The sequence below is a fragment of the Corynebacterium sp. H127 genome (assembly GCF_037482665.1).
In the GTDB taxonomy this organism is placed as follows: domain Bacteria; phylum Actinomycetota; class Actinomycetes; order Mycobacteriales; family Mycobacteriaceae; genus Corynebacterium.
In genome coordinates, this window is record NZ_JBBHKY010000006.1 from 55,688 (window position 1) to 81,483 (window position 25,796).

General features: G+C 56.7%; 26 protein-coding genes and 1 pseudogene. 13 read left to right on the forward strand and 14 right to left on the reverse strand.

The features are described from left to right. Positions 1-109 precede the first annotated feature (109 nt). Positions 110-1,320, reverse strand: a pseudogene (locus tag WG936_RS07640) (IS110 family transposase). Between the two features lie 732 nt (positions 1,321-2,052). Here WG936_RS07640 and WG936_RS07645 point away from each other — a divergent pair. Both WG936_RS07645 and WG936_RS07650 read left to right on the forward strand, forming a co-directional pair. Next, positions 2,053-2,340, forward strand: a complete 288-nt coding sequence (locus WG936_RS07645; RefSeq protein WP_339572537.1) for a hypothetical protein — start codon at positions 2,053-2,055, stop codon at positions 2,338-2,340. A 310-nt stretch (positions 2,341-2,650) separates the two neighbouring features. Continuing rightward, complete coding sequence (locus tag WG936_RS07650; RefSeq protein WP_339572538.1) at positions 2,651-3,082, forward strand: hypothetical protein; 432 nt, start codon at positions 2,651-2,653, stop codon at positions 3,080-3,082. Between the two features lie 546 nt (positions 3,083-3,628). On the opposite strand, the gene WG936_RS07655 is transcribed toward WG936_RS07650, so the two are convergent. Together WG936_RS07655 and WG936_RS07660 are read right to left on the reverse strand one after the other, a co-directional pair. Beyond that, positions 3,629-5,257 carry an FAD-dependent oxidoreductase gene (locus WG936_RS07655; RefSeq protein ID WP_339572539.1) on the reverse strand — a complete coding sequence of 543 codons (1,629 nt, stop codon included), beginning with the start codon at positions 5,255-5,257 and terminating at the stop codon, positions 3,629-3,631. 1 nt (position 5,258) lies between these two features. After that, a complete protein-coding gene (locus WG936_RS07660) occupies positions 5,259-5,444 on the reverse strand; it encodes a hypothetical protein (protein WP_339572540.1) in 186 nt (61 codons plus the stop codon). Between the two features lie 150 nt (positions 5,445-5,594). Here WG936_RS07660 and WG936_RS07665 point away from each other — a divergent pair, with 150 nt between their 5' ends. The 11 genes from WG936_RS07665 (at position 5,595) to WG936_RS07715 (ending at position 17,299) form a co-directional block, all read left to right on the forward strand. Further along, the gene (locus tag WG936_RS07665; RefSeq protein WP_339572541.1) at positions 5,595-6,434 is read left to right on the forward strand and encodes an HpcH/HpaI aldolase/citrate lyase family protein; all 840 of its coding nucleotides are present in this window, start codon (positions 5,595-5,597) and stop codon (positions 6,432-6,434) included. Next, positions 6,421-7,026 (forward strand): TetR/AcrR family transcriptional regulator, encoded by a 606-nt coding sequence (locus tag WG936_RS07670; protein ID WP_339572542.1) that lies wholly within the window; start codon positions 6,421-6,423, stop codon positions 7,024-7,026. The genes WG936_RS07665 and WG936_RS07670 overlap by 14 nt, the downstream gene beginning before the upstream one ends. A gap of 188 nt (positions 7,027-7,214) precedes the next feature. Beyond that, positions 7,215-8,789 carry a carboxyl transferase domain-containing protein gene (locus WG936_RS07675; protein WP_339572543.1) on the forward strand — a complete coding sequence of 525 codons (1,575 nt, stop codon included), beginning with the start codon at positions 7,215-7,217 and terminating at the stop codon, positions 8,787-8,789. Positions 8,790-8,799: 10 nt separating this feature from the next. After that, positions 8,800-10,818: an ATP-binding protein gene (locus WG936_RS07680; RefSeq protein WP_339572544.1), complete on the forward strand. Its 2,019-nt coding sequence runs from the start codon at positions 8,800-8,802 to the stop codon at positions 10,816-10,818. A gap of 28 nt (positions 10,819-10,846) precedes the next feature. Continuing rightward, entirely contained in the window at positions 10,847-12,004 is a 1,158-nt protein-coding gene (locus WG936_RS07685; protein WP_339572545.1) for an acyl-CoA dehydrogenase family protein, read from the forward strand. A gap of 2 nt (positions 12,005-12,006) precedes the next feature. Then, positions 12,007-12,489, forward strand: coding sequence for a MaoC family dehydratase (locus WG936_RS07690; protein WP_339572546.1), 483 nt, complete (start codon positions 12,007-12,009; stop codon positions 12,487-12,489). Beyond that, complete coding sequence (locus WG936_RS07695) at positions 12,486-13,310, forward strand: HpcH/HpaI aldolase/citrate lyase family protein (RefSeq protein WP_339572547.1); 825 nt, start codon at positions 12,486-12,488, stop codon at positions 13,308-13,310. The genes WG936_RS07690 and WG936_RS07695 overlap by 4 nt, the downstream gene beginning before the upstream one ends. A 27-nt stretch (positions 13,311-13,337) precedes the next feature. Beyond that, the gene (locus WG936_RS07700; protein WP_339572548.1) at positions 13,338-15,044 is read left to right on the forward strand and encodes an AMP-binding protein; all 1,707 of its coding nucleotides are present in this window, start codon (positions 13,338-13,340) and stop codon (positions 15,042-15,044) included. A gap of 3 nt (positions 15,045-15,047) precedes the next feature. After that, positions 15,048-15,743 carry a CoA transferase subunit A gene (locus WG936_RS07705; protein ID WP_339572549.1) on the forward strand — a complete coding sequence of 232 codons (696 nt, stop codon included), beginning with the start codon at positions 15,048-15,050 and terminating at the stop codon, positions 15,741-15,743. Beyond that, entirely contained in the window at positions 15,743-16,396 is a 654-nt protein-coding gene (locus WG936_RS07710) for a CoA transferase subunit B (RefSeq protein WP_339563886.1), read from the forward strand. Before WG936_RS07705 ends, WG936_RS07710 begins: the two co-directional genes overlap by 1 nt. Positions 16,397-16,516: 120 nt before the next feature. Continuing rightward, positions 16,517-17,299, forward strand: coding sequence for a thioesterase family protein (locus tag WG936_RS07715; RefSeq protein WP_339563885.1), 783 nt, complete (start codon positions 16,517-16,519; stop codon positions 17,297-17,299). Between the two features lie 93 nt (positions 17,300-17,392). Here WG936_RS07715 and WG936_RS07720 read toward each other — a convergent pair whose 3' ends face one another. The 11 genes from WG936_RS07720 to WG936_RS07770 form a co-directional block, all read right to left on the reverse strand. After that, complete coding sequence (locus tag WG936_RS07720; protein WP_339563884.1) at positions 17,393-18,520, reverse strand: hypothetical protein; 1,128 nt, start codon at positions 18,518-18,520, stop codon at positions 17,393-17,395. 98 nt (positions 18,521-18,618) lie between these two features. Beyond that, complete coding sequence (locus tag WG936_RS07725; protein WP_339572550.1) at positions 18,619-18,963, reverse strand: hypothetical protein; 345 nt, start codon at positions 18,961-18,963, stop codon at positions 18,619-18,621. A gap of 205 nt (positions 18,964-19,168) precedes the next feature. Continuing rightward, positions 19,169-20,770, reverse strand: a complete 1,602-nt coding sequence (locus WG936_RS07730) for a cytochrome b/b6 domain-containing protein (RefSeq protein ID WP_339572551.1) — start codon at positions 20,768-20,770, stop codon at positions 19,169-19,171. A 3-nt stretch (positions 20,771-20,773) separates the two neighbouring features. Further along, a complete protein-coding gene (locus WG936_RS07735) occupies positions 20,774-21,700 on the reverse strand; it encodes an electron transfer flavoprotein subunit alpha/FixB family protein (RefSeq protein WP_339572639.1) in 927 nt (308 codons plus the stop codon). Positions 21,701-21,707: 7 nt separating this feature from the next. Beyond that, complete coding sequence (locus WG936_RS07740) at positions 21,708-22,475, reverse strand: electron transfer flavoprotein subunit beta/FixA family protein (RefSeq protein WP_339572552.1); 768 nt, start codon at positions 22,473-22,475, stop codon at positions 21,708-21,710. Between the two features lie 394 nt (positions 22,476-22,869). Then, the gene (gene rpsR / locus WG936_RS07745) at positions 22,870-23,118 is read right to left on the reverse strand and encodes a 30S ribosomal protein S18 (protein ID WP_047239834.1); all 249 of its coding nucleotides are present in this window, start codon (positions 23,116-23,118) and stop codon (positions 22,870-22,872) included. A 17-nt stretch (positions 23,119-23,135) separates the two neighbouring features. Next, positions 23,136-23,441, reverse strand: coding sequence for a 30S ribosomal protein S14 (gene rpsN, locus WG936_RS07750; protein WP_156192869.1), 306 nt, complete (start codon positions 23,439-23,441; stop codon positions 23,136-23,138). A 3-nt stretch (positions 23,442-23,444) separates the two neighbouring features. Beyond that, a complete protein-coding gene (gene rpmG, locus WG936_RS07755; protein ID WP_020975864.1) occupies positions 23,445-23,609 on the reverse strand; it encodes a 50S ribosomal protein L33 in 165 nt (54 codons plus the stop codon). A gap of 3 nt (positions 23,610-23,612) precedes the next feature. Continuing rightward, the gene (gene rpmB, locus WG936_RS07760; RefSeq protein WP_339563880.1) at positions 23,613-23,849 is read right to left on the reverse strand and encodes a 50S ribosomal protein L28; all 237 of its coding nucleotides are present in this window, start codon (positions 23,847-23,849) and stop codon (positions 23,613-23,615) included. Positions 23,850-24,049: 200 nt separating this feature from the next. Further along, complete coding sequence (locus WG936_RS07765) at positions 24,050-24,646, reverse strand: response regulator transcription factor (RefSeq protein WP_339563879.1); 597 nt, start codon at positions 24,644-24,646, stop codon at positions 24,050-24,052. After that, the gene (locus tag WG936_RS07770; protein WP_339572553.1) at positions 24,646-25,776 is read right to left on the reverse strand and encodes a sensor histidine kinase; all 1,131 of its coding nucleotides are present in this window, start codon (positions 25,774-25,776) and stop codon (positions 24,646-24,648) included. Before WG936_RS07770 ends, WG936_RS07765 begins: the two co-directional genes overlap by 1 nt. Positions 25,777-25,796 lie beyond the last annotated feature (20 nt).

A 25,796-nucleotide genomic window follows, 5' to 3' on the forward strand; every position in this document is an offset into this window, starting at 1 on the left:
GGGGGTGTCCCTATGTTTTTCAAGTGCTTGGTCGATGCTGACGAGTACGGGCATGGGGGTGATGCCTAGGAGCTGGCCAGCGTTTGCTCGTCGGTTTCGTCTTTAGACGTTATGCTGCGATGTGGCGTGGCGGTATTTCGCGAAAGAACTCCTTGTTTTTCAGCATTGCGTAGATGACGTTGCACCGGCGTCGTGCCAGGCAGATGATTGCTGCGTTGTGGCGCTTTCCTTCAGCGCGTTTGCGTTCGTAGTACTGTCTTGAAGGTTCGTAGCTGCGTATAGCGGCGAAAGCGGAGTAAAACAGCGCGTTTTTCAAGCGTTTGTTTCCAGACCGTGCGGGGAATTCCCCTCTGATCGACGATCCAGATCGTCTTGTGACTGGGGCAATTCCCGCGTAAGCAGCCAGGTAGCCAGCACTTTCGAAGTCGGAGTCATCACCGATCGCTAGGAGGATCTGTGCTGCGGTCTTGATGCCAACTCCAGGCATACTCATCAAGACCTCACAAAGAGGGAAATCATGAAGCATCCCTTCAACCTGCTCAGCAATTGTTTTACGCTGCTCTTTCAGTGCCTTGATGCTTGCAGCCAGCTGGGGAATGACGAGCTCAGCGTCGTCACTTCCAGGCACTGTGACTGTTTGAGCTTTCAAAGCAGCAAAAATCTCGTCTACAAGCGGGGTGGGGTTTTGCGTGTGTGCTTGATCATCCAGTTGAGTACTCGTTGGTATCCTGCCCGTTTAAGCCCCTGTGGCCCCTTGTAATGGATCAGCAAATCTAGGATGGGAGTGCGGGTCAGGGTGCTACCAGCAAAAACTCGTTCCAAACTTGGATAAATCTGGGTAAGGATGCTGCGTAGCCGGTTGACGGTTCGAGTGCAATCACGGGCGATGTCCTCATCGAATCCGGATAGCATCTTTAGCGCCGAGAGAACTTCGTTGTTTCGGTCTACAGCACGTAGCGTGTGGGGCATTGTACGAGCGGTATCGGCGATGATGAAAGCGTCCCGCTTGTCTGTTTTCGCACGCCCTGGATACAAGTTAGCTGCCTTGCGCATGGCCAGGCCCGGCAAATAGCCGACTTCGCATCCGCACTCACGGGCTACCGCAATAGGAAGTGCCCCGATCGTGTTGGGTTGGTCGACGACAACGAGTACTGTGCCGTGTTGTTGAAGTTGATGGAAAATGCCTGCTAGTTCGGATTCGAGTTGTGACAATGGCTTGTCGAAAACCTTGTTGCCGCCACGGTCTAGGACGCAGGCATGGTGTTCAGACTTGCCGACGTCTAACCCGAGGAAGATGTCGATGGAATGCCCCGGTGACATGATGAGCTCCTAGAAAACGAGATGGGTATGGCGTTGTTCTAGTCGTTGGTGTCGTGGCATTCGTTGCGAGCACCCACGCCTGCAAAGAGACCTAGTTTACCTACTGGACGTGCCCCTATTAGCTGTCATCGAACGTCCTGGTTCCCGGCGGCAACACCCCCGGATCATGGAAACTACAGGTCAGATAAGCCATACCGGGACCAGCGAGTATCCCCATTATCGGGGATACTCACAACGTAACGGGCAAAGGCTGTCGCAGAGATCGTGATACTGGCCAGACCCACCTAGATTAGTTTTGAGCATTCTGCTACCCGTTGGATTTGATGGCGCTTCTTCTGTTGGTAAGGCCCGAAGTCAGGCGGGCGTAGTGACAGTATCTGTCACCGCAGGGGGTAACCGAAAGCATAGCGGGGACTAGCAGGAAAGAAAGCAATAGTTTGTAAAGTTCTCGAATTGTTGAACTTTGATCCTCAACTCCATGCAGCTCGGTTTCAAATGAGAGAGCTGAACTGGATCAATGCAGCTCATCGTAACAGGTTTATAAATCATTGCTGAAAAGGTTTTCATTTTTGATAAATCGGTATAAATTGAATTCGTATCCAGTAAGGGATCGTTAGAATTAGTCCATCAGGGAGGTTCCATGGGTTGGAAAAAACAAGCGCTATATGTGTTAGTGCTCTAATGACAGTGCCACCAGTCGCGGCTGCTGCATCTCCAGATGGTGCAGAACCGGTGGTTGAACAAATTGTGGTTCAGGTCGATGAAACTGGCAAAATTGCCTCGTTGGATGCACCGACCTTCGGAGGGGGAATCAGTCGGGCTGGCGAAAGGGCCCCCGATTGTATTCGTGCACAATCCGAATGGGGATTTGTTCAGGTATATAATGATTGCCCGTTTGACTTGCGGGTCAAAGTGATTTTTGCATTCGCGGCTGATTCTGTGTGCAAATTGGTGCTTGCTGGTACGCGTACCAATATTTCCCCTTCCATTGGTCGGATTGATGGGATTGAAACATGCTAATCAGTGACAACGGCTTACGATGTCAGCTTATGCGTCTTAAGGTTCGAACAGTCCTTATTGGATTTGTAATTGTGTGTGTATCCAGTGTGTCAGCTCTTTTTCCTGCATCGGCATTCGCAGACATTGGTCAATTCATGTACGAGACAAAAGATCAATGCGAGAGGTCTCTTGAAGCGCTTCGAAGTGATCCGAGCACTGCTTATTGGGCTTGGAGCAAAGAATGTTATTGGCATCCAGATTTAAATGAAGGAAGAGGGATTTGGTGGTTGCATGGGTAGAGGTGCCACGGTTAATCTAACGAGGGGTGTACATGCTTGACAGATATGAAGAGTTTTTCGGCCACAGGCTCGAGAAATTCATCCGAGAAGCTGTTCCTAGGGTAGTAGGTGGGCTGACCGAATCCGAGCGCGCTGTGGTGTGTAATGCTAGTGGCCCGTTTCCGCGCGGTCTAGTTCAATCCATTCATAACGGGGCCAAATCTCCCAGTGATCAGGTTCTTGAAATTCTCGTGGTGATTGGTTCGTGGATCAATGCGTCTTCCGGATCTGTGTGGGCTATCGGCCCAATTGAGGATGGCTTTTACTCTGAGCGGGTAGGGATCGGAATTGCGGGATCCGACGGTAAATCCTTTACTCCATTGCTTGCTCTTGTTGAGCAAATGGTTACAGAAGATACTGCCAGAAGTGAAACTTTGGACATGATTGAGTCGCTGGCAGAGTTTAACAAAAGACAAATTCAATAGGCTCTTTCGAGTCTTTCGAGGTCTTTGTAGAATTTCGATTGCTGCTCGTTTGTTGCTGAGTCGACTTTGATTTCGCGAAGAACTGCGGATTGGCTCTCATTTAGTTCCAACTCCGAGCAATTCGCTTCCGCGTCGGAATCACCATGCCTAATCGTCGTTGGTCTCGCACGGGAGAGTTGGGAAAAGACAAATGAGTTTCCGGTAAGGGGTTCGCTCTACGTGATTGGTTGCTAGGTGACTGTCGCGAGATATCATTGCCTCAATGACTTCGCGTAAGAGCTGGCCTTTGCAGGTGACGACCTCTAAGTTGGGTTCCGACTTTTCGAAAGTTAGATGGGAGTATTTTTTGATTCTCCTCGTTTTGTAGGAGCCAATTCTGAAGTTGCGTCGGGAAACTGTTCAGGCAGGTTTCCGTAGCGCCCTAAGAACTAACTTGGAGGCTTTCCGCCCTGTCGCAAGGTTGAGCATGGATCAATTCTAGATTGCCCGTGAAAAGCCGCGGAATTTCGCAACTTTTCACGGGCAGTTGCTGTCGAATTCAGAAAACTAGTCCTGTGAAGCGATACCAGCTTCCCATGTCAGGTAACCGCCGTCGAGGTTGATCGCCTCGACTCCCAGGCCGGCAAGGGTGCGGATTGCAATATGGCCACGCAAGCCAACGCGGCAATGCACTATCACGGGGCCGCCAGCAGCCAATTCGCGTACCTCATCGATGCGATCGCGGAGGTCATCCACCGGGATGTTCACCGCGCCCGGGATCGGCTCGGAAGAATATTCTCCGGGGGTACGCACATCGATGAGCGGAAGCTTGGATGAAGCCAGCTCATGCCACTGGATCGTCTTCTCACCTGCGACCATGTTGTCATTCACCATGCCGATAAGCGCAACGGGATCCTTCGCCATGCCGAATTGCGGAGCGTAGGCCAGCTCTAGGTCGGCTAAATCAGAAGCCGTTAGGCCACCCGTCATGGCGGTGAGGATGACGTCGATACGCTTATCGACGCCGGCCTCACCCGCAGCTTGGGCGCCCAAAATCGCATCGGTAGCTGGATCGACCAGCAGCTTGATGGTCATTTGCTTCGCGCCCGGATAGTAGCCAGCGTGATTGATCGGGTGGGTATGGATCGCGCGATACTCGCGGCCCGCAGCCTGCAGTCGCTTCTCATTCCAGCCGGTGCCTGCGACTGCGAAGCCGAAAGCACCGATGATAGAGGTGCCATACACCGGTTTGGTAGCCACCGAACGTCCAGCGATCACGTCGGCGATGACACGGCCATGGCGGTTCGCATTCTGCGCTAGCGGCAGGGGGTTATCGGAGCCATCGAGGAAGTCGCGCTTCATCACGGCGTCTCCTAAGGCGTAGACGTTCGCCACGTTGGTGCGGCCGAATTCATCGACGAGGATGTGCCCGGAGCGTGCCGTCATTATGCCTGCCTCGGCGATAAAGCCAGCATCTGGGCGCACGCCGATAGCTGCGATGACCACATCGGCGGGGAAGTGTTCCTCGCCGGCTGTCACGTCCTTTTCGCCGATGGCGGTGACCATGGCGTTGGTGCGCACGTCAATGCCGCCCGTTTCGAGACGACGCTGCAGTAGGATCGCTATCTCGGGGTCGAAGGGCGCCATGATCTGGGGAGCTGCCTCGATCAGAGTGACGAACAGGCCACGGTGCTGCAGATTCTCCGCGACCTCAACGCCGATGAAACCGCCACCAATAACAACAGCAGTCTGTATGTCAGGGGAGACCAGGGACTTCAAGTGATCAAGGTCCTCTACGGTGCGCAGGCAGGCGGCACGCTCAATACCCGGGATAGGCGGGATGAACGGCTGCGCGCCGGGTGCGAGAACGAGATTGTCGTAGGGCTCCTCAGTGTCCACTCCCGAGTCGAGGTTGCGCACGACCACGGTGTTTGTGGCGGTATCAATGGACATGACTTCATGCCGCACGCGCACATCGATGTTGAAACGCTCGTGCAATGACTCCGGAGTCTGCAGGAGCAGTGCCTCGCGGTTCTCGATCACTCCACCGAGATGGTACGGCAAACCGCAGTTGGCAAAGGAGACGTAACCGGAGCGTTCAAAGACAGTGATCTCATGGTCTTCGTCGTTACGGCGCAAGCGCGTTGCGGTAGACATGCCACCAGCGACACCGCCGATGATGATGGTGCGTGCCACGTTAGCGACCCCCGAACAGCCGGCCCAGCATCCCGGCAGGCTTAGCAGCACGTGCTTCGGCCGTGGTCTGTGGCTTGCACTGACAGCGATTGGCGGGTGCGATGCCTGCCATCACCTGATCGACATGGTTTCCGCAACCGCTCCAGGTGGTCTTGTTGCACTTAGGGCATTGGACGGCTTGGCACATGGAAAGCTCCTTGACATAACTACTGGATAAGTTCACTTAAAAGAACGTGTAACTGAATTTCATTATTCCAGTAATGTGCTACGCGGGGGTAACTGTTTTGTGAGAATCACATATCCTTGGGACATAGATTTCATTATCCAAGGAGTAGCTATGCGTTTCGACCATCTCATTGCGGGGCCAGCCATCCTTTTCGCACCCGCTGGGCGGGCTGAGATTATTCCTAAGGCGGCGGCGAAATCGGACATGGTCATCTTGGATTTGGAAGACGGGGCGGGGGACGTCGATAGGCGCGTGGCTTATCACAACATCCGCGACTGTGGCTTGGACCCGGCGCGCACCATCGTCCGCATCGTAGGGCCGGATTCTCCGCACTTCTCGGCTGACGTAGAGTTTGTGCGAACTACCGATTATCGGCTGGTAATGGTGCCGAAGGTGGGGGCTGAGATCCCGGAGCAGCTGCAGGGCCTGCAGCTCATCGCAATGGTGGAGACTCCGCAGGCTGTCGTTGCGCTGCCGCAGTTGGCTGCCCATGAGGACGTGGTTGGGCTGTTCTGGGGTGCGGAAGACCTCACGGTACTGCTCGGTGGGACGCACTCGCGATTGCTTATCGACGAAGGTGCCCCAGAATCGCGCCCCGGACCGTACCGTACACCGATGGCGCTGACTCGATCGCTGATGCACATCCATGCCGCAGCACACGGCAAGTTTGTTATCGACGCAGTTCATGCTGATTTCCGTGATGAGGAAGGGCTGTATCTGGAAGCGGTTGATGCGGCACGCGCGGGATTTGTGGGTTTCGCTTGCATCCATCCGCAGCAAGTGGAGGTCGTGCGTCGGGCTTTCGCCCCAGATGCTGAACAGCTGGATTGGGCCCAGCGGGTGGTCGCGGAGGCAGAGCGTCATGCGGGCGCATTTAAGTTAGATGGGGAAATGATTGACGCGCCGCTGATTTCCCAGGCGTATCGGGTTGTGGCTCGTGGCAACCGCTAGGGAACAGGCTAAGCAGCGACGACGTGCCGAACTGCTTTCGGCAGCAGCTGTAATTATGGCGGATAAGGGCTTCCATCAGATGCGGCTGAGTGATGTAGGTGCTGCGGTGGGGATATCGGGCCCGGGCGTACTACGTCATTTCTCGAGCAAGGATGAATTGCTGGAGACAGTGCTGGTGGACATTTCGATTCGGCTGGTGGATGGCGCTCGGGAAGCGATTGCGCAGCATCAGGAGTCGGGTTCAGAGGATGCTGGCCAGCTGTTGCGGGCGTTGGTGCAGCGGCACGTGGACTTTGCCACTACCGAGCCGGACATTATTCGGGTGCAAGCGCGGGAGATTCACAACTTAGCGCCAGAGGCGATGACAAAGGTGCGTTCCTTGCAGCTGATGTATCTGCGACTCTGGACTGATGTGCTCCAAGAAAATTGTCCTAACCTTGATCGTTCGACTGCTCGCTTGCGAGTGCAGTTTGCTGCAGGGCTGATCAATTCTGCTCGGCACGTAATCCACTGGGCTGGTCCGGAACTGGTGAGCGAGCAGGCATATGAGATGGCCGTGGAGGCACTCACCGCTGGGGCTGGAGCTGCCTAGGGGGTATTTGCAAGGGGTGAATAAGGGGAATCAACATGGCGCTGGTAGCGCCATTTTTTCTGCCTGTTAACACCAGCAAATTGGTGTGATGCAAAATTAACACAGCAATAAAAGTGTTACGGGTCACACTGTGGCGGTAGTCTCGCATTTAAGTTAATCGCCATTAACTGAAATGGGAAGCGAGCCAAATGACTGCACCTAAGAACAACCGTCAACGCCACGAAGAGCTGGTCGCTGAACTGCGCCACTTTGTGCATACCACCGCAGAAGGTGGCTCCGAACGTGCCCGCGAACGCCACGTCAGCCGCGGCAAATTGCTGCCACGCCAGCGTATTCAAGAACTGTTGGACCCCGGCAGCCCATTTCTAGAAGTGGCACCGCTGGCAGCTCATGACATGTATGACGGCAAAGTAGCTGCTGCAGGTGCCGTCGCCGGCGTCGGTTTGGTGCAGGGGCGACGCTGCATGATCGTGGCGAATGACGCCACCGTGTCTGGCGGAACCTACTACCCGATGACGGTTAAGAAGCACTTGCGAGCACAGGAAATCGCTGCGGAGAATCGCCTGCCGTGCATCTACCTCGTCGACTCCGGTGGTGCGATGTTGCTGAACCAGGATGAGGTCTTTCCCGACCGTGAGCACTTCGGCCGGATCTTCTTCAATCAGGCCCGCATGTCCGCCGCTGGTATCCCACAGATCGCAGCCGTCCTCGGCTCGTGTACCGCTGGTGGCGCCTACGTTCCAGCTATGTCCGATGAGGCGGTGATCGTTAAGGAACAGGGCACCATCTTCCTGGCAGGACCGCCACTGGTGAAGGCTGCCACTGGTGAAGACGTCACACCGGAGGACCTGGGCGGCGGTGACTTGCACTCCAAGATCTCTGGCGTCACTGACCATCTCGCATTAGATGATGCGGACGCCTTGCACCGTGTCCGCAAGATTGTGGAGACTTTCCCTCAGGATCGCCAACCAGACTGGGACTTGAGCGAGCCAAAGGATTCAGTCCGCCCACAAACGGATCTTTATGACATCGTGCCAGTCGATGCCAAAGTCCCCTATGACGTCCATGAAGTCATCGAGGTAATAGTCGATGGTGGCCAATACCAGGAATTCAAGTCAGAGTATGGCACCACCCTGGTCACTGTTTTCGCCCGCATCTTTGGGCACCGGGTAGGCATCATCGCCAATAACGGCATCCTCATGGGAGAGTCCGCAGTGAAAGGCGCGCATTTCATTGAGCTTTGCGATCAGCGCGGCATCCCGCTCGTGTTCCTCCAGAACACCACCGGATTCATGGTCGGCCGCGAGTACGAGGCCGGCGGCATCGCAAAGCACGGCGCGAAGATGGTTAACGCCGTCGCCACGGCGCGCGTGCCCAAGTTCACCGTGGTTATTGGTGGCGCGTTCGGCGCCGGCAACTACTCCATGTGTGGTCGCTCCTACAGCCCACGCTTCTTGTGGATGTGGCCCAACGCCCGTATCTCCGTCATGGGTGGCCCACAAGCTGCAATGACCATGTCTACTGTCCGCCGGAACCAAATTGAGCGTGGCGGTGGCACCTGGTCAGCGGAGGAACAAGAGGAGTTTGAAAAGCCTATCCGCGAGAAATTCGAGCGAGAATCCAGCCCCTATTACTCAACGGCTCGCCTCTGGGATGACGGCGTGATCGACCCTGCCGATACTCGCCGTGTTCTCGGCTTGGCACTAGAAACCGCTGCTGGCGCACCACTGACTGACACCTCTTTCGGTGTCTTCCGGATGTAGGAGAAAACGCATGATTGATACAGTTTTGGTTGCAAACCGTGGTGAGATTGCTTGTCGCGTCATCCGGACCCTCAAACAACAAGGTGTCACTGCCGTAGCGGTGTACTCCGACGCTGATGCTGACGCGCCGCATGTGCGCGCAGCGGACGTTGCGATCCACATCGGTCCGTCACCCGCCCGCGAGTCATATCTAGTGATCGACAAGATCATCGATGCAGCCAAGCGCTCTGGCTCGCAGGCGATTCACCCCGGTTATGGGTTCCTCTCCGAGAACGCTGAGTTCGCTCATGCCTGCGCCAACAACGGCATCGTATTTATTGGCCCGCCCGCCAGCGCGATTGAAACGATGGGCGATAAGATCTCAGCCCGCGCGGCTGTGGAGGCGCGTGATGTACCCACTGTCCCAGGTATCTCTCGCCCTGGTTTATCCGATGAGGACATTATTGCTGCGGCTCCTGAGATCGGTTTCCCTGTACTGATTAAGCCTTCTGCAGGTGGCGGCGGTAAGGGCATGCACCGGGTTGAGAAGATCGAAGACCTTCCGGAGGCACTGAAGTCGGCGCGTCGAGAAGCAGCGGGTGCCTTTGGCGATGACACGCTGTTCCTGGAGCACTTCGTGGACACCCCGCGCCACATCGAGGTCCAGATCATGGCTGATACCCACGGCAACGTGATCCACCTCGGTGAGCGCGAGTGCTCTTTGCAGCGCCGTCACCAGAAGGTCATCGAAGAAGCGCCATCGCCGCTTCTCGACGCCGAGACCCGCGAGCGCATCGGCCAGGCAGCCTGCGATGCCGCCCGATCGGTGGGATACCACGGTGCCGGCACCGTCGAGTTCATTGTCCCGGCTGCGCGCCCGGACCAGTTCTTCTTCATGGAGATGAATACGCGACTCCAAGTGGAGCACCCAGTGACGGAAGAAGTCACCGGCCAAGACCTGATTGCTCTCCAGCTCGCTGTTGCTAGGGGAGACGAACTCCCGGTAAAGCAGGAGGACATCACCCTCACCGGGCATGCCATCGAGGCGCGCATCTACGCCGAAGATCCCGCCCAAGGCTTTCTGCCAACCGGCGGTTCGATTGCTAAGGTCACGATCCCGACTGGTCCTGGGGTCCGGGTAGATAGCGGTATTGCGGACGGCTCCGAAGTCTCTTCCCTGTATGACCCAATGCTGATGAAGGTCATTGTGCATGGTCGGGATCGCGCAGAGGCGCTGCATCGCCTAGACAAAGCGCTCGCAGAGACAAATGTGGCTGGGATTACCGTAAATACCGATTTCTGTCGCTTCCTCATGCAGGTCCCCGCGGTCGTCGCCGGCGATCTTGATACGGGACTGCTTGATAGCGTTAGTGACGAGTACCAGGTGTCCACGGTTTCTGATGGAGCATTGGCGGCTGCTGCGATGATTTGGCTGGCCAAGCGCTGGCCAAGCGGTCCCGCCTCCCCATGGGCGATACCCGATGCCTGGCGCCCCGGTCGCACGGCCGCGCAGCAAATCCGGCTTGCGCACGGCAATGACAGCACTCTAGTCAGCATCACCGGAACCCCTGCCCAGGCGGAAGTCGTGTTGCACGACACCATCGCAGGAACCCCAGAGGATGAGGGGGCCACTCCGAAAACAGTCACTGCTTCCGTGCACGCGGGCGGTAGCGAAGAAGACTGGCGAGTCAGCATCGATGGCACATCTGCTCACTGGCATCTGGTGGACATCCGGGGAGACTACTCACACTTCATCATCTCCGGACCTGGAGGCTCAAGCGAACTGCGTCGCGCCGAAGTAGTCCGGTCCGCTGAAGATGATGTGGATGGGGACCTCAACCTGGTGTCGCCGATGCCGGGCACTGTGATCGCACACGCCGTGGCAAACGGTGCAGCTGTGGCTGCAGGCGATGCGGTGATCATCGTCGAGGCCATGAAGATGGAGCACACGCTGCGCGCCGCAGCGGATGGCGTGGTCACGTTCCACGCAGAACCGGGTGAACAAGTGCCGGCCGGTAAGTTGCTCGCCTCCGTAGAACCAACGTCCTAACAACAACTCACAGCAAAGGATTTTCGCCATGACTGATATCAACATCTCCGATTTGCCAGAAGAGTACCGCGAGCTGCAGAGCGTCGTTCGCGAGTTTGCCAATGAAGTGGTCGACCCAGTGGCCTACAAGCACGATCAGGAGCATTCCTTCCCCTACGAAATCGTGGCCCAGATGGGCGAGATGGGACTGTTCGGACTGCCATTTCCTGAAGAGGTCGGTGGCATGGGGGGCGATTACCTCTCCTTCGGCATTGCCCTCGAAGAGCTCGCCCGCGTAGATCAATCCGTTGCCATCACCCTGGAAGCAGGCGTTGGCCTCGGCGCGATGCCCATCTTCCACTTTGGCAATGATTCCCAGAAGCAGCAGTGGCTCCCAGAACTGACTGCTGGTACCAAGCTTGCCGGATTTGGGCTCACCGAGCCCGGCGCAGGTTCCGATGCTGGTGCTACCCGCACGACCGCGCGTGAGGATGGATCCGATTTCATCATCAACGGTTCGAAGCAGTTCATCACCAACTCTGGCACCGATATCACCAGCTTAAACACGGTCACCGCCGTGACAGGTGAACGGGACGGTAAGAAGGAAATTTCCACCATCATCGTTCCCGCCGATACCCCGGGTTTCGTAGCAGAGCCCGCTTACGACAAGGTTGGTTGGAATGCCTCTGACACCCACCCGCTAACCTTCGCCGATTGCCGCGTGCCACAGGAGAACCTGTTGGGGGAGCGTGGACGTGGCTTCGCGAACTTCCTTTCCATTCTGGCGGAGGGGCGCGTTGCAATTGCTGCCCTGGCTACCGGCGCCGCCCAGGGGTGTGTTGATGAATCCGTGAAGTACGCCAAGGAGCGCACTTCTATGGGGCGTGCGATCGGCGAATACCAGGCCATCTCATTCAAAATTGCGCGCATGGAGGCCCGTGCTCACACGGCCCGCTTGGCCTGGATGGCCGCTGCTGCACGCATGGCCAAGGGCTTGGACTTCCGCAAGGAGGCTTACATCGCTAAGTTGATTTCCTCCGAGGCAGCGATGGACAACGCGCGGGATGCGACCCAGATTCATGGTGGCTATGGCTTCATGAACGAGTACCGAGTCTCCCGGCACTACCGCGACTCGAAGATCCTGGAAATCGGCGAGGGCACCTCTGAGGTCCAGCTCATGCTGATCGCGCGGGAACTGGGGCTGTAACCATGACAGATATCATTCAGCGTGGGTTGTGGTTCGAAGAGTACGAAGAGGGAGCGCGCTATCTGCATCGGCCGGGCCGTACCGTCACGGAAACCGATGACGTGGTGTTTAGCACCCTCACCATGAACACACAGCCGCTGCACCTTGATGCTCATTGGTCTGCTGCACAACCGGGATTCGATGGTCAGCGCCTTGTCAATTCCATGTGGACCATTTCCACGGTGGTGGGGCTATCCGTTTCGCAGCTGACTCTGGGCACTATCGTCGCCAACCTGGGCTTTAAGGAAGTGAGCTTCCCGAAGCCGATGGTCCACGGCGACACCCTCTACGCGGAGACTGTTTGCCTTTCCAAACGCTTGTCTAAGTCGCGTCCGGGCCAAGGAATCGTGGAACTAGAGCATATCGGACGTAATCAGCATGGGGATATCGTCTGCAAGGCGGTGCGCACCACCTTGGTGCAGTGCCAGCCGGAGGGACAGTCATGAGTGCCTGGACCCCGCTTGGGCCTGCGATCCTGTTCACCCCAGCTGACCGCGAGGATCGCTTTGCTAAGGCCGCTGAGCGTGCCGACATGGTCATCCTCGACCTCGAGGACGGCTGTCAGCCAGGCAATCGGGAGCAGGCACGCGCGGCCATCGAAAGCTGTGATCTTGATCCAGCGAAGGTTATTGTGCGGATCAACCCAGCAAACTCTGCCGATGGAAAGCTGGATCTCCAAGCTGTAGCTCGAAGTGCGTTCCGCCAAGTCATGATCCCTAAAGCGGAAGGGTCGGCCGACGTTTCCGCAGTAACCGCAGTGCTTAACGACGCCCAGCTCATCGCACTCATTGAGACCCCGCTGGGGGTACTGCGGGCGGATGAAGTAGCTGCCTGTGACAGTGTGGTGGCCATGTTCTGGGGCGCCGAAGACCTAGTGGCTGGGCTCTCGGGGACGTCGTCACGGCACGCCGATGGCACTTACCGGGGCGTCGCACAGCATGCGCGCTCGCGCGTGCAATTGGCTGCGGCGGCCTTTGACAAGGCAGCCCTAGACGCCGTGTTTGTTGATATCCCGAACACGGCGGGGCTTAAGGCAGAAGTAGCGGACGCCGCCGCACTGGGCTACGCCGCCACTGTGTGCATTCACCCATCTCAAGTGGATGCCATTCGCGCTGGTTACCAACCTTCAGAGGAACAACTCGACTGGGCTACCCGCCTATTGGCCGAGGCAGAACACAACCAAGGAGCCTTCCGCTTCGACGGCCGCATGGTAGATGAACCTCTCTTCAGACAAGCACAAGCAATTCTCAGCCGAGCAGGGCGTTAATCCTTCAAGAGAAAGTTGACCACCGATATGAGCACCGCAGCACCATTCAAATTTCAGTCCACCTCATATGGCAGCATCGCTACCGGCGAAGACGGAAAGCTTTTGTCCCACGTGATTGGGGCTACCGTGGACCAGGGCGCACCACCGCTGCGTGAAGAAACCCTCGGCCAGATTCTGCGTGCAATGGTGGAAAAGTTCCCGTCCCGGGACTGCATCGTTGACGTTTACGCTGATGTTTCCTTCACCTATGAACGCTTCTACAACCGTGTGCTACGCCTGGCCAGCGAGTTGGTACGAAAGGGCTATCGCCAAGGCGACCGGGTGGGCATTTGGTCCACTAACCGTTGGGAGTGGCTCGTCGTACAGTGGACCTGCCATCACCTGGGTCTGGTACTGGTGAACATCAACCCTGCGTACCGTCAGTCTGAGCTCAACTATGTGTTGGAGAAGGCCGGCGTGAAGCTGGTCTTTGCTGCCCGTCGCTTCAAGGACTCGGAATACCGCACGATGCTCAACGAGGCGCGTAAGCAGCGTGGTTCCCAGCTGCAAGAAGTGATCTACTTCGGCTCTTCCGATTGGTATGACGCTATGCATGGTGACATCGATGATCTTTCCGAGCACACGGCAGACATCAAGAACACCGATGCCATCAATATCCAATTCACCTCCGGGACCACCGGTTTCCCTAAAGGGGCGACCCTGACTCATCGCAACATCCTGAACAATGGCTTCTTCGTCGGGGAAAACCTGGGATACACCGAAGAAGACCGCGTGTGCGCACCAGTGCCGTTTTTCCACTGTTTCGGCATGGTGATGGCTACCATCGGAATCTTCAGCCACGGTGGTTGTCTCATCGTCCCAGCACCGTCCTTCAAGCCTCGCGAGACCCTCATGGCCGTGCAGGCTGCGAAAGCGACGTCCCTCTACGGTGTGCCGACGATGTTCATTAAGGAACTTGATGAGGCGCACGATCACGAGGAATACGGCTCCCCATATGGCCTGGAAACGCTGCGCACCGGCATCATGTCTGGCACCTCCTGCCCGTCCAAGACGATGCGTGAAGTCATGGAGAAGTTCAACATGGAAGGAATTTCCATTTGTTACGGCATGACGGAGACCTCCCCGGTGTCCTTCCAGACCCGCTCGGACGCGCCGCTGGAAAAGCGCGTGAATACCGTTGGCCAAATCATGCCGCATATTGAGTGCAAGCTGGTCAATGAGGAAACTGGGGAAACTGTCCCGGTGGGGACCCAAGGTGAAATTTACGTCCGTGGCTACTCAGTCATGCAAGGCTATTGGGAGCATCCGGAGAAGACTGCTGAGGCCATTGACGAGGACGGCTGGATGCGTTCGGGCGATCTCGGCACCTTCGATGAAGACGGCTACTTGATGGTTACCGGCCGACTTAAGGACATGCTCATCCGCGGTGGCGAGAACATCTACCCGCGTGAGATTGAAGAATTCCTGTTCACCCACCCAGACGTGGTGGACGCTCAAGTTATTGGTGTGCCAGACGATAAGTATGGCGAAGAGATCATGGCCTACGTCATCGTCCATGATGGCGTAGAGGATCTCTCCGTGGATGAAATCGCCGAATTTGCCCAAGGCAAACTCTCGCGCCACAAAATCCCGAAGTACGTCCACATCGTTGACTCATACCCGATGACCGTCTCGGGCAAGGTCCGTAAGGTTGAGCTGCGCGAGATGGCTCCGCGAGTCCTGGGGTGGGTGTAACACATGGATAAGGTTCGTTCCAACGCTGTCGAGTTAATCGGGGACCTCGTCAAAGATGGCGACACTATCGCCGTCGGTGGCTTCGGGCTCTGTGGTGTGCCATTCATGCTCATCGAGGCGTTGAGCGACGTTGGTCGCCGCAACCTGACGGTGGTGTCGAACAACATGGGTGTGGATGGCAAAGGCCTGGGCATCCTGCTGGAAAACAATCAGGTCCGCAAGGTGCTGTCCTCCTACGTTGGCGAGAACAAGGAGTTCGCCCGCCAGTTCCTTGCCGGGGAGCTCGAGGTGGAGTTCAACCCGCAGGGCACCCTTGCTGAAAGACTCCGAGCAGGCGGTGCTGGCATTCCAGCGTTCTACACGGCTACGGGCGTCGGCACGCTGGTGGCGGAAGGAAAGCCGACCGCTGAGTTCGACGGCCGCACCTATGTACAGGAGCGTGGCATCGTCGCAGATGTCGCGCTGGTGCATTCCTATCAGGGCGATGAGGCCGGCAACCTGGTGTACCGGCGAACGGCTCGGAACTTCAATCCCTTGTGCGCCGAATCTGGTCAGGTCACCATCGCCGAGGTGGAGCAATTGCTTCCGCGTGGTGGGATCGACCCGGATCTCGTGCATACCCCGGGCGTTCACATCGACTACATTTTGACCACTTCGCTTGAAAAGCAGATCGAACAGCGAACCGTGAGGAGCAGGTAATGCCTTGGAGCAGAGATGAAATGGCGGCGCTCGCTGCTAGTGAACTAAACGACGGCGACTACGTCAACCTGGGCATCGGGATCCCAACGATGGTGGCTAATCACCTGCCGGAGGGCGTACACGTGGTGCTGCAGAGTGAGAACGGCATTCTCGGCATGGGGCCGTTCCCCTACGAAGGTGAGGAGGACGCCGACACTATCAACGCCGGCAAGCAGACCGTCACGCTTATCGACGGCGCCGCCACCTTCGATTCCGCAACCAGCTTTGCCATGATCCGTGGCGGCAAAGTCAAGATGGCCGTGCTTGGAGCAATGGAAGTGGCCCAGAACGGGGACCTGGCCAACTGGATGATCCCAGGGAAGATGGTCAAAGGTATGGGCGGCGCGATGGACCTGGTGGCGGGCACCCCGCGCGTGGTGGTGATCACCGAGCACGTGTCTAAGAACGGCACCCCGAAGTTGGTGCGCGAATGCTCTTTGCCGCTGACAGGCGTAGGAGTGGTGCAGCGCATCATCACTGACCTGGGTCTTTTCGATGTGGAGGACGATCACCTCGTACTCCGACGACTCGCGCCGGGCGTGACACTCATGGATATTGAGAAAAACACAGCAGCAAACTATCGCGTGGAGTTGGAAGACATAGCCACGCGGTAGCGGCCAGTCGCCACTACCGGAAAACCGCCCCGTGAAACCGTGAAAAACACTCCGGAAAACCGGCTATTTCGCGGTTTCACGGGGCGGATTTCTTGTCCCGATCCGAAAGGACTAATCAACATGGCCCAAAACAGCTTCTTTACTCGCATCGGCGAGGATATTTATGTCCCGACGATCCACGCCGAAGGTGCCTGGTCCAAGGAGGACTATCACTTCGCCAGCCTCGCCGGACTGATGACGCATGTGATCGAGCAACACCGAGCGCAGCACGACGGCGGACTGCTCGACATGAGCCGCATCTCTTTTGACATCCTCGGGCGCCTGCCGTTCCAAGAAGTTGCCATCGAGGTTGAACTTAAACGACCAGGTCGGACGATCGAGTTGGTGGAATCCACTGCCACAATCGGTGGGCGAACAGTGATCATCGCGCGAGCCTGGTACCTGTGTACCTCGGATACTTCCGCGGTAGAAGGAATCGAGTATGACACTTTGCCTGCACCGCAGGATTGCCCCGAACGGCCGTTCAACCAGGAATGGGGTGGCGGTTACATCGCTCAGATCGAGGCGCGACAGGCCGTCGATAAGCGGGCCGGCAGGGGAGCGACGTGGTTGACCTCGCCGAACACGCTTGTCGACGGCGATGAGCCCATCGCTCTGGCGGAGTTCATCTCGCGTGTGGATGCGGCCAACGGTATTAACCCGCGCCAGTCGCCGGAGGACTGGGTTTTCCCGAACGTTGACCTGACCATCCACCTGTTCCGGCAACCGGCAGGCGAGTGGACTGGCCTGGACACCGCTGTGACCTGGGGTGCGCATGGCATCGGGCTGACCTCCTCGGTGCTGCATGATGTGCACGGTCCGGTCGGGCGTGCGGAGCAGTCGCTTACGGTGCGGAAGACGTAAGTGACTTAATCCTTAATGATCGGTGAAGACCTCGTGTAAAGAATTGATGAAATCTGTGCAGGAGGATTAAGGAAAAGAGGAATCTGTATTTTTTTACCTCTCCTTATCCAGGATGAAAACAGAGCCGATATTTCGAGATCCGTTGAAATCGTCTTGAATATCATTTTTATCTATAAAGGCGGATCGTGGAATTTTTGTTAATGCGTTAGATTCATTGGGCTTGGAGATTCTAAAAGTTGCAATATTGGTTTCCCCATCTTGCGGGGTGATGAAGTCGATTGATACAAGTGGGTCATCGAAAGTGGCCGAAATGACCATACCTTCACCAATGTTGAATTTTCCTTCAATTGTTGGGACTGTGGGCTCGGTGTCGATCAATTGGAATGAACCGTCCCTCTTTACTGTGAGGAGACCCTGGCCCAGCATCTGGGACCCTCTTGGTACCTCAAGCGGCCAAAGCTTATCCACAGTCTCACGAAACTCGAGCTGCGGAGAATCTAGTGGATTAGCGATGCGTACCTTTTGTGTTGCTGGTCCAGATTGAATCACAAGATCGAGGGACTTGCGATTACAATCAAAAATACCGTCGATAGTCTCGGATGGTTGTAAAGGGATTTGCATCTCTGTTTGTCGGCCATCAATTGACAGTGATTTTGCTAGAGCTTGGTTCGCGTCCCGATCGACCCAGAACAGATTTCCATCGTCGCACACCGTCAAGGCCAACGGAAAATAGTTTGACTCTGCCCTTGCTTGCCGATCCTGGGTTTGGAGATACAGAACATTGCCTGCCTTTAGAGGACCGAAACCTTCATTGAAAACGATCGCAACGGCTTGGTTGTTTTCTGAACTTTTGATATCAGTGAGGATGGAATGGTCTGAGTGCGGAATCCGATCAGTCTCAGATCCACTCTTGCTCAGGAGAATGAAATCAGTACGTGTCGTTGTGAGAAAACCGTCCTGAAATCTGACGGCCTGACCATTATATACTGATTCCATTTCTTCGGTAACAACACTTTTCCCTTGCTCATCAATTAATCGGACCCTAGTGGAAATGTCTGGTTGAAGAGTATCGGTGTTCTGGCCTAGCAAAGACCAATACTGTGGAGACGAGATCGATTCATGTTCTGCTGTATTATTGTTGTTCGAATCTGTGGCACAGCCTGCTATGAGAAATATGATTGTCAGGCTGGCGATATACCGCAGCGCGCTAGAAGCGTTCATCTATTGAAACTCTCGTGTATTGATAGAATTGGCGATGTCGATCGGGAAGACCGAGAACCGAGCGCCTGATTTTGGAAAATATTTGTTATCTCCAATGTCTACGCTCCCATCTGAAGCTGGCATGTATGCGGCCCACACTCAGGGCGTCCAGCTTCCCGGCCGTTGCGTGCCCACACGATGGAGTTGTGGGTGGTGACTGACCGTGCCCAAATGTCGGGGTAGATGCTTAATTCGTGGGCTTCTTTTTTGTCCACTTCGATTGGAATGTCCATGTAATCCGAGCTCATGTGTCCTTCGATAATCTCTGGCTTGGGATCGTCGGTGGGGATTTTGCCTTCGTAGATGTCCGGTTCGGAAAGACGCCGCAACTGAGATATTTCAGGCGCTAACTCCTCCTCGGTGGCGGTGGCGGTCAACGCTGGCGCGATTTTTAAGGTGGCCATCACTTGTGAATCTTTGGGGTATCGCGTGTGATGCGCGATGCGCTTATAGCTGGGTATGTTATAGATCTATCGTCAAATGTAAACCATCGACAACAAAAATGAACAGCGTTTGAGAGAAAGCTCACCAAACCCGCTAAGTTTGAGCTAACTGCCCCCGCCATCTCTCCATGCTTAAGGAGCGACGGCGGGGGCAGTTGAGTATCAGCTAGCGGTTCGTTACCTTTCCGAAGATGCGCGCGATCGGCGCGATCAGCATTGGGCGAGCTGCGAACACTGCGCCAACTGTGACCACGACAGACACGAGGAACAAAATGACGCCCATCCAGCCGCCGTCCGGGGTAGCGGCGAACATATGGCCGAGGTTCTTCTTCGCACCGGTGGCAAACACCAGGAACACATGCCCGAAGATGAACAGCACAAAGTACAGCATCGTTGGGAAGTGAACTTTGCGGGCGAATTCAATTGGGTAGAACTTCCATTGCTTCGGCCACCAATTGCTCATGCGGTAGCCAGTGATAGCTGCCAGCGGCGCGGCAATAAACACGGTGACAAAGTAGGCCACCTGTTGGAGTGCGTTGTAGTGGATCCAGCCGTTCTCGGACGGCCAATCCAGCGAGAGATATTGGATTGCTGCCGAAGCCATGTTTGGGAAGATATCCAAGCTGGTCGGCACGATTCGCATCCACTGACCGGTGGCGAACAGCAAGACGAAGAAAACAACGCCGTTCAGCAGCCACAACAGATCAAGCGAAGTGTGGAACCAGATAGTCAGGGACACTTTTTTCCCAGACTTTGAGGTGAAGTACGCCGGTGGTTTGCGCTCGCCGCGGATTTGCAGACCGGTGCGAATGATCATGACCATCAGGAACATGTTGAAGAAGTGCGACCAACCGAGCCATGCCGGAAGTCCTACCGGGGTGCTTGCCGGGGTCGGAGCTACGCCGGTGTACTTGGCGATGAACTCCGCACCGGACTCGCTACCCACGAAAGCACGCGCCGCGAACACGAGGAGTGCCAGTAAGATCACGCCACCGACGCCGGCGCCGATGGCCTTACCGAGCCACGCTGGACGCTCGGCAGGCTGCTTTTCAACGCTCTGAGCCTTCGTCTGCGACTTCTTTTGCGTTGCGCTTGCAGCAGCACCCGCCGCGCTTGCGGCTACCGTGGGTACAGCTGCGCTAGGAGGCGTGGCTGCGGGTGGTGTCGCGGTTGGTGCGGCAGCAGTAGGAGGTAGGGCCGCTGGCGGAGCTGCTGCCGGTGGAGCTGCTGCCGGTGGAACCGCCGAAGGGGGCGTGGCGGCTGGCGGTGCCGAAACCTGGGCAACATCTTGTTGCGGCCACGGCTGTCCACCTGGGGTGCGTGGCAATCCCTTACGCAGCTCGACTTCCGTTTGCGATGCTGCCGAGGGCCCAGCGGCGGCAGCTGGAGGTGCGGCGATCGGAGGCGCGGCGATCGGAGGTGCTGCAACTGGAGGTGTCGCTACTGGCGGGACTGCTACTGGAGTGGCACCTGTTGGGGGCGCTGCAGCCGGCGGAGTCGCAGCCACGTCAGGCCAAGGATCTCCACCTGCCACCCGTGGCAGTCCTTTGCGTAGTGGCTGTTCGGTTGCTGCAGCGGATGGCTGCGCTGGCGCGGTGTGCTCAGCGGTGTTAGCTGTATCAGCATTAACGGATGCCGCAGGCGCTACTGCCTGATGCGCCGGTTGTTCCGGCGCGGCATCTGTTGCTGGCGTGGCGACACCTTCTGGCGGCCAGGGGTCGCCGCCTGGCACGCGCGGCAGGCCGCGACGTATATTTCGTGCGCTCATGGCTTATCCCTTGCGCTTCTGGATCTCTTCAATGAGTTGCGGAATGATTTCAAAGACATCGCCTACGATACCGAAGTCAGCAATCTCGAAGATCGGCGCCTCCTCGTCTTTGTTAATTGCCACGATATTCTTTGAAGTCTGCATGCCTGCCAGATGCTGGATTGCCCCAGAAATACCTAGAGCAACATACAAGTCTGGGGAGATCGAGACACCGGTTTGGCCTACTTGGGCTGAGTGTTCGATGTATCCGGCGTCGACAGCCGCGCGGGATGCGCCAACCGCAGCTCCGAGCTCATCAGCGAGCTTGCCGACGAGCTGGAAGCCTTCCTCAGAGCCGAAACCACGGCCACCGGACACAACCTTCTTCGCGCCCACTAGGGATGGGCGGCCACTAGCGGTAGCGGCAGGGGAGGCGTTGAGCACTGTAGCCAGCCTGCGCTCACGTGGTGCTACGTCTACCGCTGAAACGGTTCCGGCGGCAGTGACAGCGCGCTCAGAGACGGCACCTTTGCGGAGCGTGACAATCGGGGAGCCGAATGTTGGCGCGGAGGTGACGTTGTAAGCCCCTCCGAAGACGGAATGCTTGATGATGACACCTTCGTCGTCGCGAGCAACCCCGATGGCATCAGTGGCAAGGGCTTGCTTAAGTCGCACCGACAGGCGAGCGGCCACGTCGCGGCCGGCAACGGAGTGCGAGAGCAGGACCACGGCAGGGCTTTCGGATTGGAAGACGTGCTCGGCGGCGTCGACAAGCGCGTCAGGAGTGGTGGTGAAGATCTTTTCCGCGCCGAGCTCTCCCAGGTTGCCAGCCTCGCCGGCTACGAGTGCGATCGGGGTGCCCAGCTCGGCTGCAGCCCCAAGTAGCTCTGCGGCGGATGGAGCGATAGTCCCGTCCAGGGCGGTATCGATGATTACGAGAATAGTCATGATGAGGTCCTTAGATGAGGGAATTGGCGGCCAGGAAATCGGCTAGTTGGGCTGCGGCGGTGCCGTCATCGGTGATTTTGACACCTGCATCTCGTGGCGGCTGCTTGCCAGCCTCCGTCATGATCAGGCGAGGATGAGAGAAATCAGCTGCATCAACACCGATCTCATCGAGGTCAAGCGTGGTGACGGGCTTCTTCTTGGCCGCCATGATGCCCTTGAAGTTCGGGTAGCGCGGGTCGGGGAAAGACTCAGTGATGGAAACTACCGCAGGAAGCTCCGCCTCAAGTTGGTAATCGCCTTCGTCGGCGCTGCGGGTGCCAGAGACCTTCCCGTCAAGCTTAAGCTCAGTGAGCTGGGTGAGGTGTGGCCAGTTCAAATGCTCCGCGATCATCGTGGGAAGTACTCCAGCGTTGCCATCGGTCGAGAGGTTGCCCGCGATGACCAGGTCATAGCCCTGCTTCTCGACGGCCTTTGCCAGCACTTCCGCGCTGAGGGTCAAGTCCGCTCCGCGTAGTCGCTCGTCTGAGATGTGGACGGCCTCATCGGCGCCCATGGCCAGGCCCTTTCGGATGCTCGTCAGCGCAGATTCGGGACTCATCGAAAGAACGTGGACCTCGTCTCCGTCCTGTTTGAGAGTCAATGCGGCCTCGATCGCGCGCTCGCAGATCTCATCGAGGACATTGTCGCAATTTTCGCGATCGGTGAGGCCGGTTTCGAGCGTCAGGTCACGTTCTCCGTAGGTGTCGGGCACTTCCTTCACCAAGACAACAATTCGCATTATGCTTCCTTTCCGCAGGTGGGTGGGGCCTGACGGGCAATTCAGTTAACGGTCATTAACTAACTTAGTGTACGAAGTGTGATCTGGGCAACGTTTATAGGGAGATTGTTGTGTTTTGAGTAAAAGGGTAGGGGCTCCGCGAGCATGATTTCACGATCATGATTATGCAAGTAGTGAAAGTGATACCTCGGCGTACTTCAAGGCTTCTCTCTCGCAATCATGATCGTGAAATCATGGTCCCCGAGTGCCTAACAAAACAAGCAGAGGCCCAACCAATAAAGGTTGGGCCTCTGCTAAGAGTTGTGCCGTGTCACGATTGCCAGCGGCACAAGCTCGCTGTGTTATCGATTAGCCCCGCTAGCGGGGCAGAGCGTTTTGCAATTACTCAGTCGACTTAGCGGCTGGTGAACGGCAGGAGAGCCATCTCGCGTGCGTTCTTCACAGCGGTAGCGACTTGGCGCTGCTGCTGTGGGGTCAGGCCCGTGACGCGACGAGAGCGGATCTTGTGGCGGTCGGAGATGAAAAGGCGAAGGGTGTTGATGTCCTTGTAGTCGACCTTCTCAACGCCTGCGGCCTTGAGTGGGTTCTTCTTTGGGCGGCGGGACTGCTCGATCCGCGCCTTCTTCATGTTGGTGCGCTTCATTTTAGGCATATCTCCTACTACCAGCTGGACTTACGGACGCCCGGCAGCTCACCGCGGTGAGCCATTTCGCGCATGCGAACACGGGACAGGCCGAACTTACGAAGGAAGCCGCGTGGACGGCCGTCAGCTGCGTCGCGGTTGCGAACGCGTGCTGGGGAAGCGTCACGTGGCTGACGGTTCAGTTCGAACTGAGCGTCAAGACGCTCTTCGTCAGTGGAGTTAGGGTTCTTGATGATTGCCTTGAGCTCGGCACGACGCTCCGCGTAGCGGGCGACGATTTCCTTGCGCTGCTCGTTCTTGGCGATCTTAGACTTCTTAGCCATAGATTATCGCTCCTCGCGGAATTCGACGTGCTTGCGGACTACCGGATCGTACTTCTTCAGAGTCATACGGTCTGGATTATTGCGCTTGTTCTTACGGGTGACGTAGGTGTAACCGGTGCCAGCCGTAGACTTCAGCTTGATGATTGGACGAATGTCATTACGTGCCATCGGTTAGATCTTCTCCCCACGTGCGCGGATCTGTGCAACAACGGACTCGATGCCGTCGCGGTCAATGACCTTAAGACCCTTGGTAGATACGGTCAGGGTGATGGAACGGCCCTCAGAGGGCAGGTAGAACTTACGACGCTGCACGTTGGGATTCCAACGGCGAGACGTGCGTCGGTGCGAGTGAGACACAGACTTGCCGAAACCCGGCTTGCGTCCCGTTACCTGGCAAATAGCCGACATAACTTTCTTTCTCCTAGCCGCCCACATAACAACTAGACGAAAGGTGCCGCACCTAACTAGCAGGTTAGGGGCACAACAATGTCAGCTGAGGAGGGCGAAAACGAATAATTCGACAACAGCAAGGGGAAACCTTACCGCGTGAAAGGTAAAAAACCTAATCCCCTAGTGGGGCACGCTTATCGACGCCACATGCGCCACAATCACATCGCCTGTGCCAGCTTAAGGGCCAATTGCGTGCGGTCAGCGACATGGAATTTTCGAAGCAACTGGGACACGTGGTTCTTGACCGTCCCTTCAGCAAGGACAAGTTTATCTGCAATATCGCGATTATTCATGCCGAGCGCCACCAACTTGGCGACCCGAGCTTCTGCCGGTGTCAGAATGGACAGCTCCTCGTGTCGAGCAAAGCGCGCTACGCGTGGATCGAGCACCAAGCCTCCCGAGGCGACGGCCTTGATTGCTTCGACGAGTTTGTCCAATCCGACATCCTTCAATAGGTAGCCAGCGGCGCCGGCATCGATAAGCTGCGAGACCGCCTGGGCGTCCTCAAATGTGGTCAGGATGATAACGGGAATGTTGGGGTGTCGCGCACGGGCCACCCGGACAAGCCCGAGGCCATCGAGTTCGGGCATGCGCGCATCGCTGACCACTACGTCTGGCTGTGCAGAGTTTATGACTGCGAGCGCTTGGTTGCCGTTATAGGCGGTGCCGACGACATCGATGTCGGTCACCTCTTCGAACATCAGCTGCATGCCTCTAAGGAGAAGATCATGATCATCTACCAGGACGATGCGCATCAGACTGTCACCTCCGCTGCTGGTAGGGAGAGGGATATTGTGAATCCGTTGTCAACGGAGTAGTTGAGGCTCGCGCCGAGTTCGCTGGCACGTTCACTTAAAGAGCGGATTCCAAAGCCTGGTGTGATCTGGCCAGCGAAGTTCCCATTGTCTCGGATTTCAAACTCGATTGGATCGCCGGAGCGCAGGCGCATGTGGACTCGCGTCGCATCAGAATGGCGTACCACGTTGGTCAGTGCTTCTTGAGCAAAACGAAGCACCAGGAGGGCCTGGTCCTCTGGGAGGGAAGCAACATCGGAATGAAAGCGCACATCTAAGTTAGTAGAGGCGAATGACTCCGCAAGAGCGGAAACGGTGGTGAGAGGGTTGTTGTCAATGGCAATCGGGTTCATCGCGCGCACGACTTTGCGCATGTCATCGATGGCCTCCGAAGTCAAGGACCGGGCGACCTGAGTTTCTTGGGTCGCACGTTCCGGACGAGTAGCGATAGTTTTTCCCACGTAATCCAAACTCATACAGACCGCGGTCAATTTGTGTCCGAGGCCGTCGTGCAAAGTGTTTGCGATGCGTGCTCGTTCTTGGCTAATTGCCAAGTCCTGGCTCTGCTCCAGCTGGCGTTGTAGCTTTAAGTAGGCGCCAGCTCGCTCCTGGTCGAGTTTCACAGCGCGTTGAAGTAGCTGCGCAAAATTGAGACCGACCGCCATCAACAGTGCCAACGCGGTGGATTCCCAAATGCCTCGGAGCAGATCCTCTCCCACGATGGCGTGCAGCACAAAAGTGATGCTGGACAGGATAGCTACGTAGCTCCACGCCCACTGGCTGTTTAAGCTGAAGATGAGTTGGGTCAATGCCAGCCAGAGCAGCGCCAGCCCCAGCAAATTTCCAATGAGGATGAACCCCACGGTGCAAGCGAGCGTAAAGACTACAGCCGTAACGGGAGAATCCTGTGGCGCTTTTTCCCAGCGGTGCCAGGACACGATCATCACAACGAGCGCGCTGATAGAAAGCACCCATCCGGCGGTGTCCTCAACGTAGCCGAACACTCGTAGGTACAGCGCAATGGTGATGTAGAAGAAGGCGTCGAAAAGCTTGGGATCAATGACGCTGCTTTCAAAGGAACGGCCAGTCATACTCTCAAGTTTAGGCAGCT

Coding starts and splice junctions, on each gene's coding strand:
- WG936_RS07690 (WP_339572546.1), top strand. CDS start 12,007: ATGACAGATATCATTCAGCGTGGGTTGTGGTTCGAAGAGTACGAAGAG.
- WG936_RS07660 (WP_339572540.1), bottom strand. CDS start 5,444: ATGTGCCAAGCCGTCCAATGCCCTAAGTGCAACAAGACCACCTGGAGC.
- WG936_RS07725 (WP_339572550.1), bottom strand. CDS start 18,963: ATGGCCACCTTAAAAATCGCGCCAGCGTTGACCGCCACCGCCACCGAG.
- WG936_RS07695 (WP_339572547.1), top strand. CDS start 12,486: ATGAGTGCCTGGACCCCGCTTGGGCCTGCGATCCTGTTCACCCCAGCT.
- WG936_RS07705 (WP_339572549.1), top strand. CDS start 15,048: ATGGATAAGGTTCGTTCCAACGCTGTCGAGTTAATCGGGGACCTCGTC.
- rpsN (WP_156192869.1), bottom strand. CDS start 23,441: ATGGCTAAGAAGTCTAAGATCGCCAAGAACGAGCAGCGCAAGGAAATC.
- WG936_RS07710 (WP_339563886.1), top strand. CDS start 15,743: ATGCCTTGGAGCAGAGATGAAATGGCGGCGCTCGCTGCTAGTGAACTA.
- WG936_RS07700 (WP_339572548.1), top strand. CDS start 13,338: ATGAGCACCGCAGCACCATTCAAATTTCAGTCCACCTCATATGGCAGC.
- WG936_RS07720 (WP_339563884.1), bottom strand. CDS start 18,520: ATGAACGCTTCTAGCGCGCTGCGGTATATCGCCAGCCTGACAATCATA.
- rpmB (WP_339563880.1), bottom strand. CDS start 23,849: ATGTCGGCTATTTGCCAGGTAACGGGACGCAAGCCGGGTTTCGGCAAG.
- WG936_RS07740 (WP_339572552.1), bottom strand. CDS start 22,475: ATGCGAATTGTTGTCTTGGTGAAGGAAGTGCCCGACACCTACGGAGAA.
- WG936_RS07680 (WP_339572544.1), top strand. CDS start 8,800: ATGATTGATACAGTTTTGGTTGCAAACCGTGGTGAGATTGCTTGTCGC.
- WG936_RS07685 (WP_339572545.1), top strand. CDS start 10,847: ATGACTGATATCAACATCTCCGATTTGCCAGAAGAGTACCGCGAGCTG.
- rpmG (WP_020975864.1), bottom strand. CDS start 23,609: ATGGCACGTAATGACATTCGTCCAATCATCAAGCTGAAGTCTACGGCT.
- WG936_RS07770 (WP_339572553.1), bottom strand. CDS start 25,776: ATGACTGGCCGTTCCTTTGAAAGCAGCGTCATTGATCCCAAGCTTTTC.
- WG936_RS07715 (WP_339563885.1), top strand. CDS start 16,517: ATGGCCCAAAACAGCTTCTTTACTCGCATCGGCGAGGATATTTATGTC.
- WG936_RS07765 (WP_339563879.1), bottom strand. CDS start 24,646: ATGCGCATCGTCCTGGTAGATGATCATGATCTTCTCCTTAGAGGCATG.
- rpsR (WP_047239834.1), bottom strand. CDS start 23,118: ATGAAGCGCACCAACATGAAGAAGGCGCGGATCGAGCAGTCCCGCCGC.
- WG936_RS07650 (WP_339572538.1), top strand. CDS start 2,651: ATGCTTGACAGATATGAAGAGTTTTTCGGCCACAGGCTCGAGAAATTC.
- WG936_RS07730 (WP_339572551.1), bottom strand. CDS start 20,770: ATGAGCGCACGAAATATACGTCGCGGCCTGCCGCGCGTGCCAGGCGGC.
- WG936_RS07675 (WP_339572543.1), top strand. CDS start 7,215: ATGACTGCACCTAAGAACAACCGTCAACGCCACGAAGAGCTGGTCGCT.
- WG936_RS07665 (WP_339572541.1), top strand. CDS start 5,595: ATGCGTTTCGACCATCTCATTGCGGGGCCAGCCATCCTTTTCGCACCC.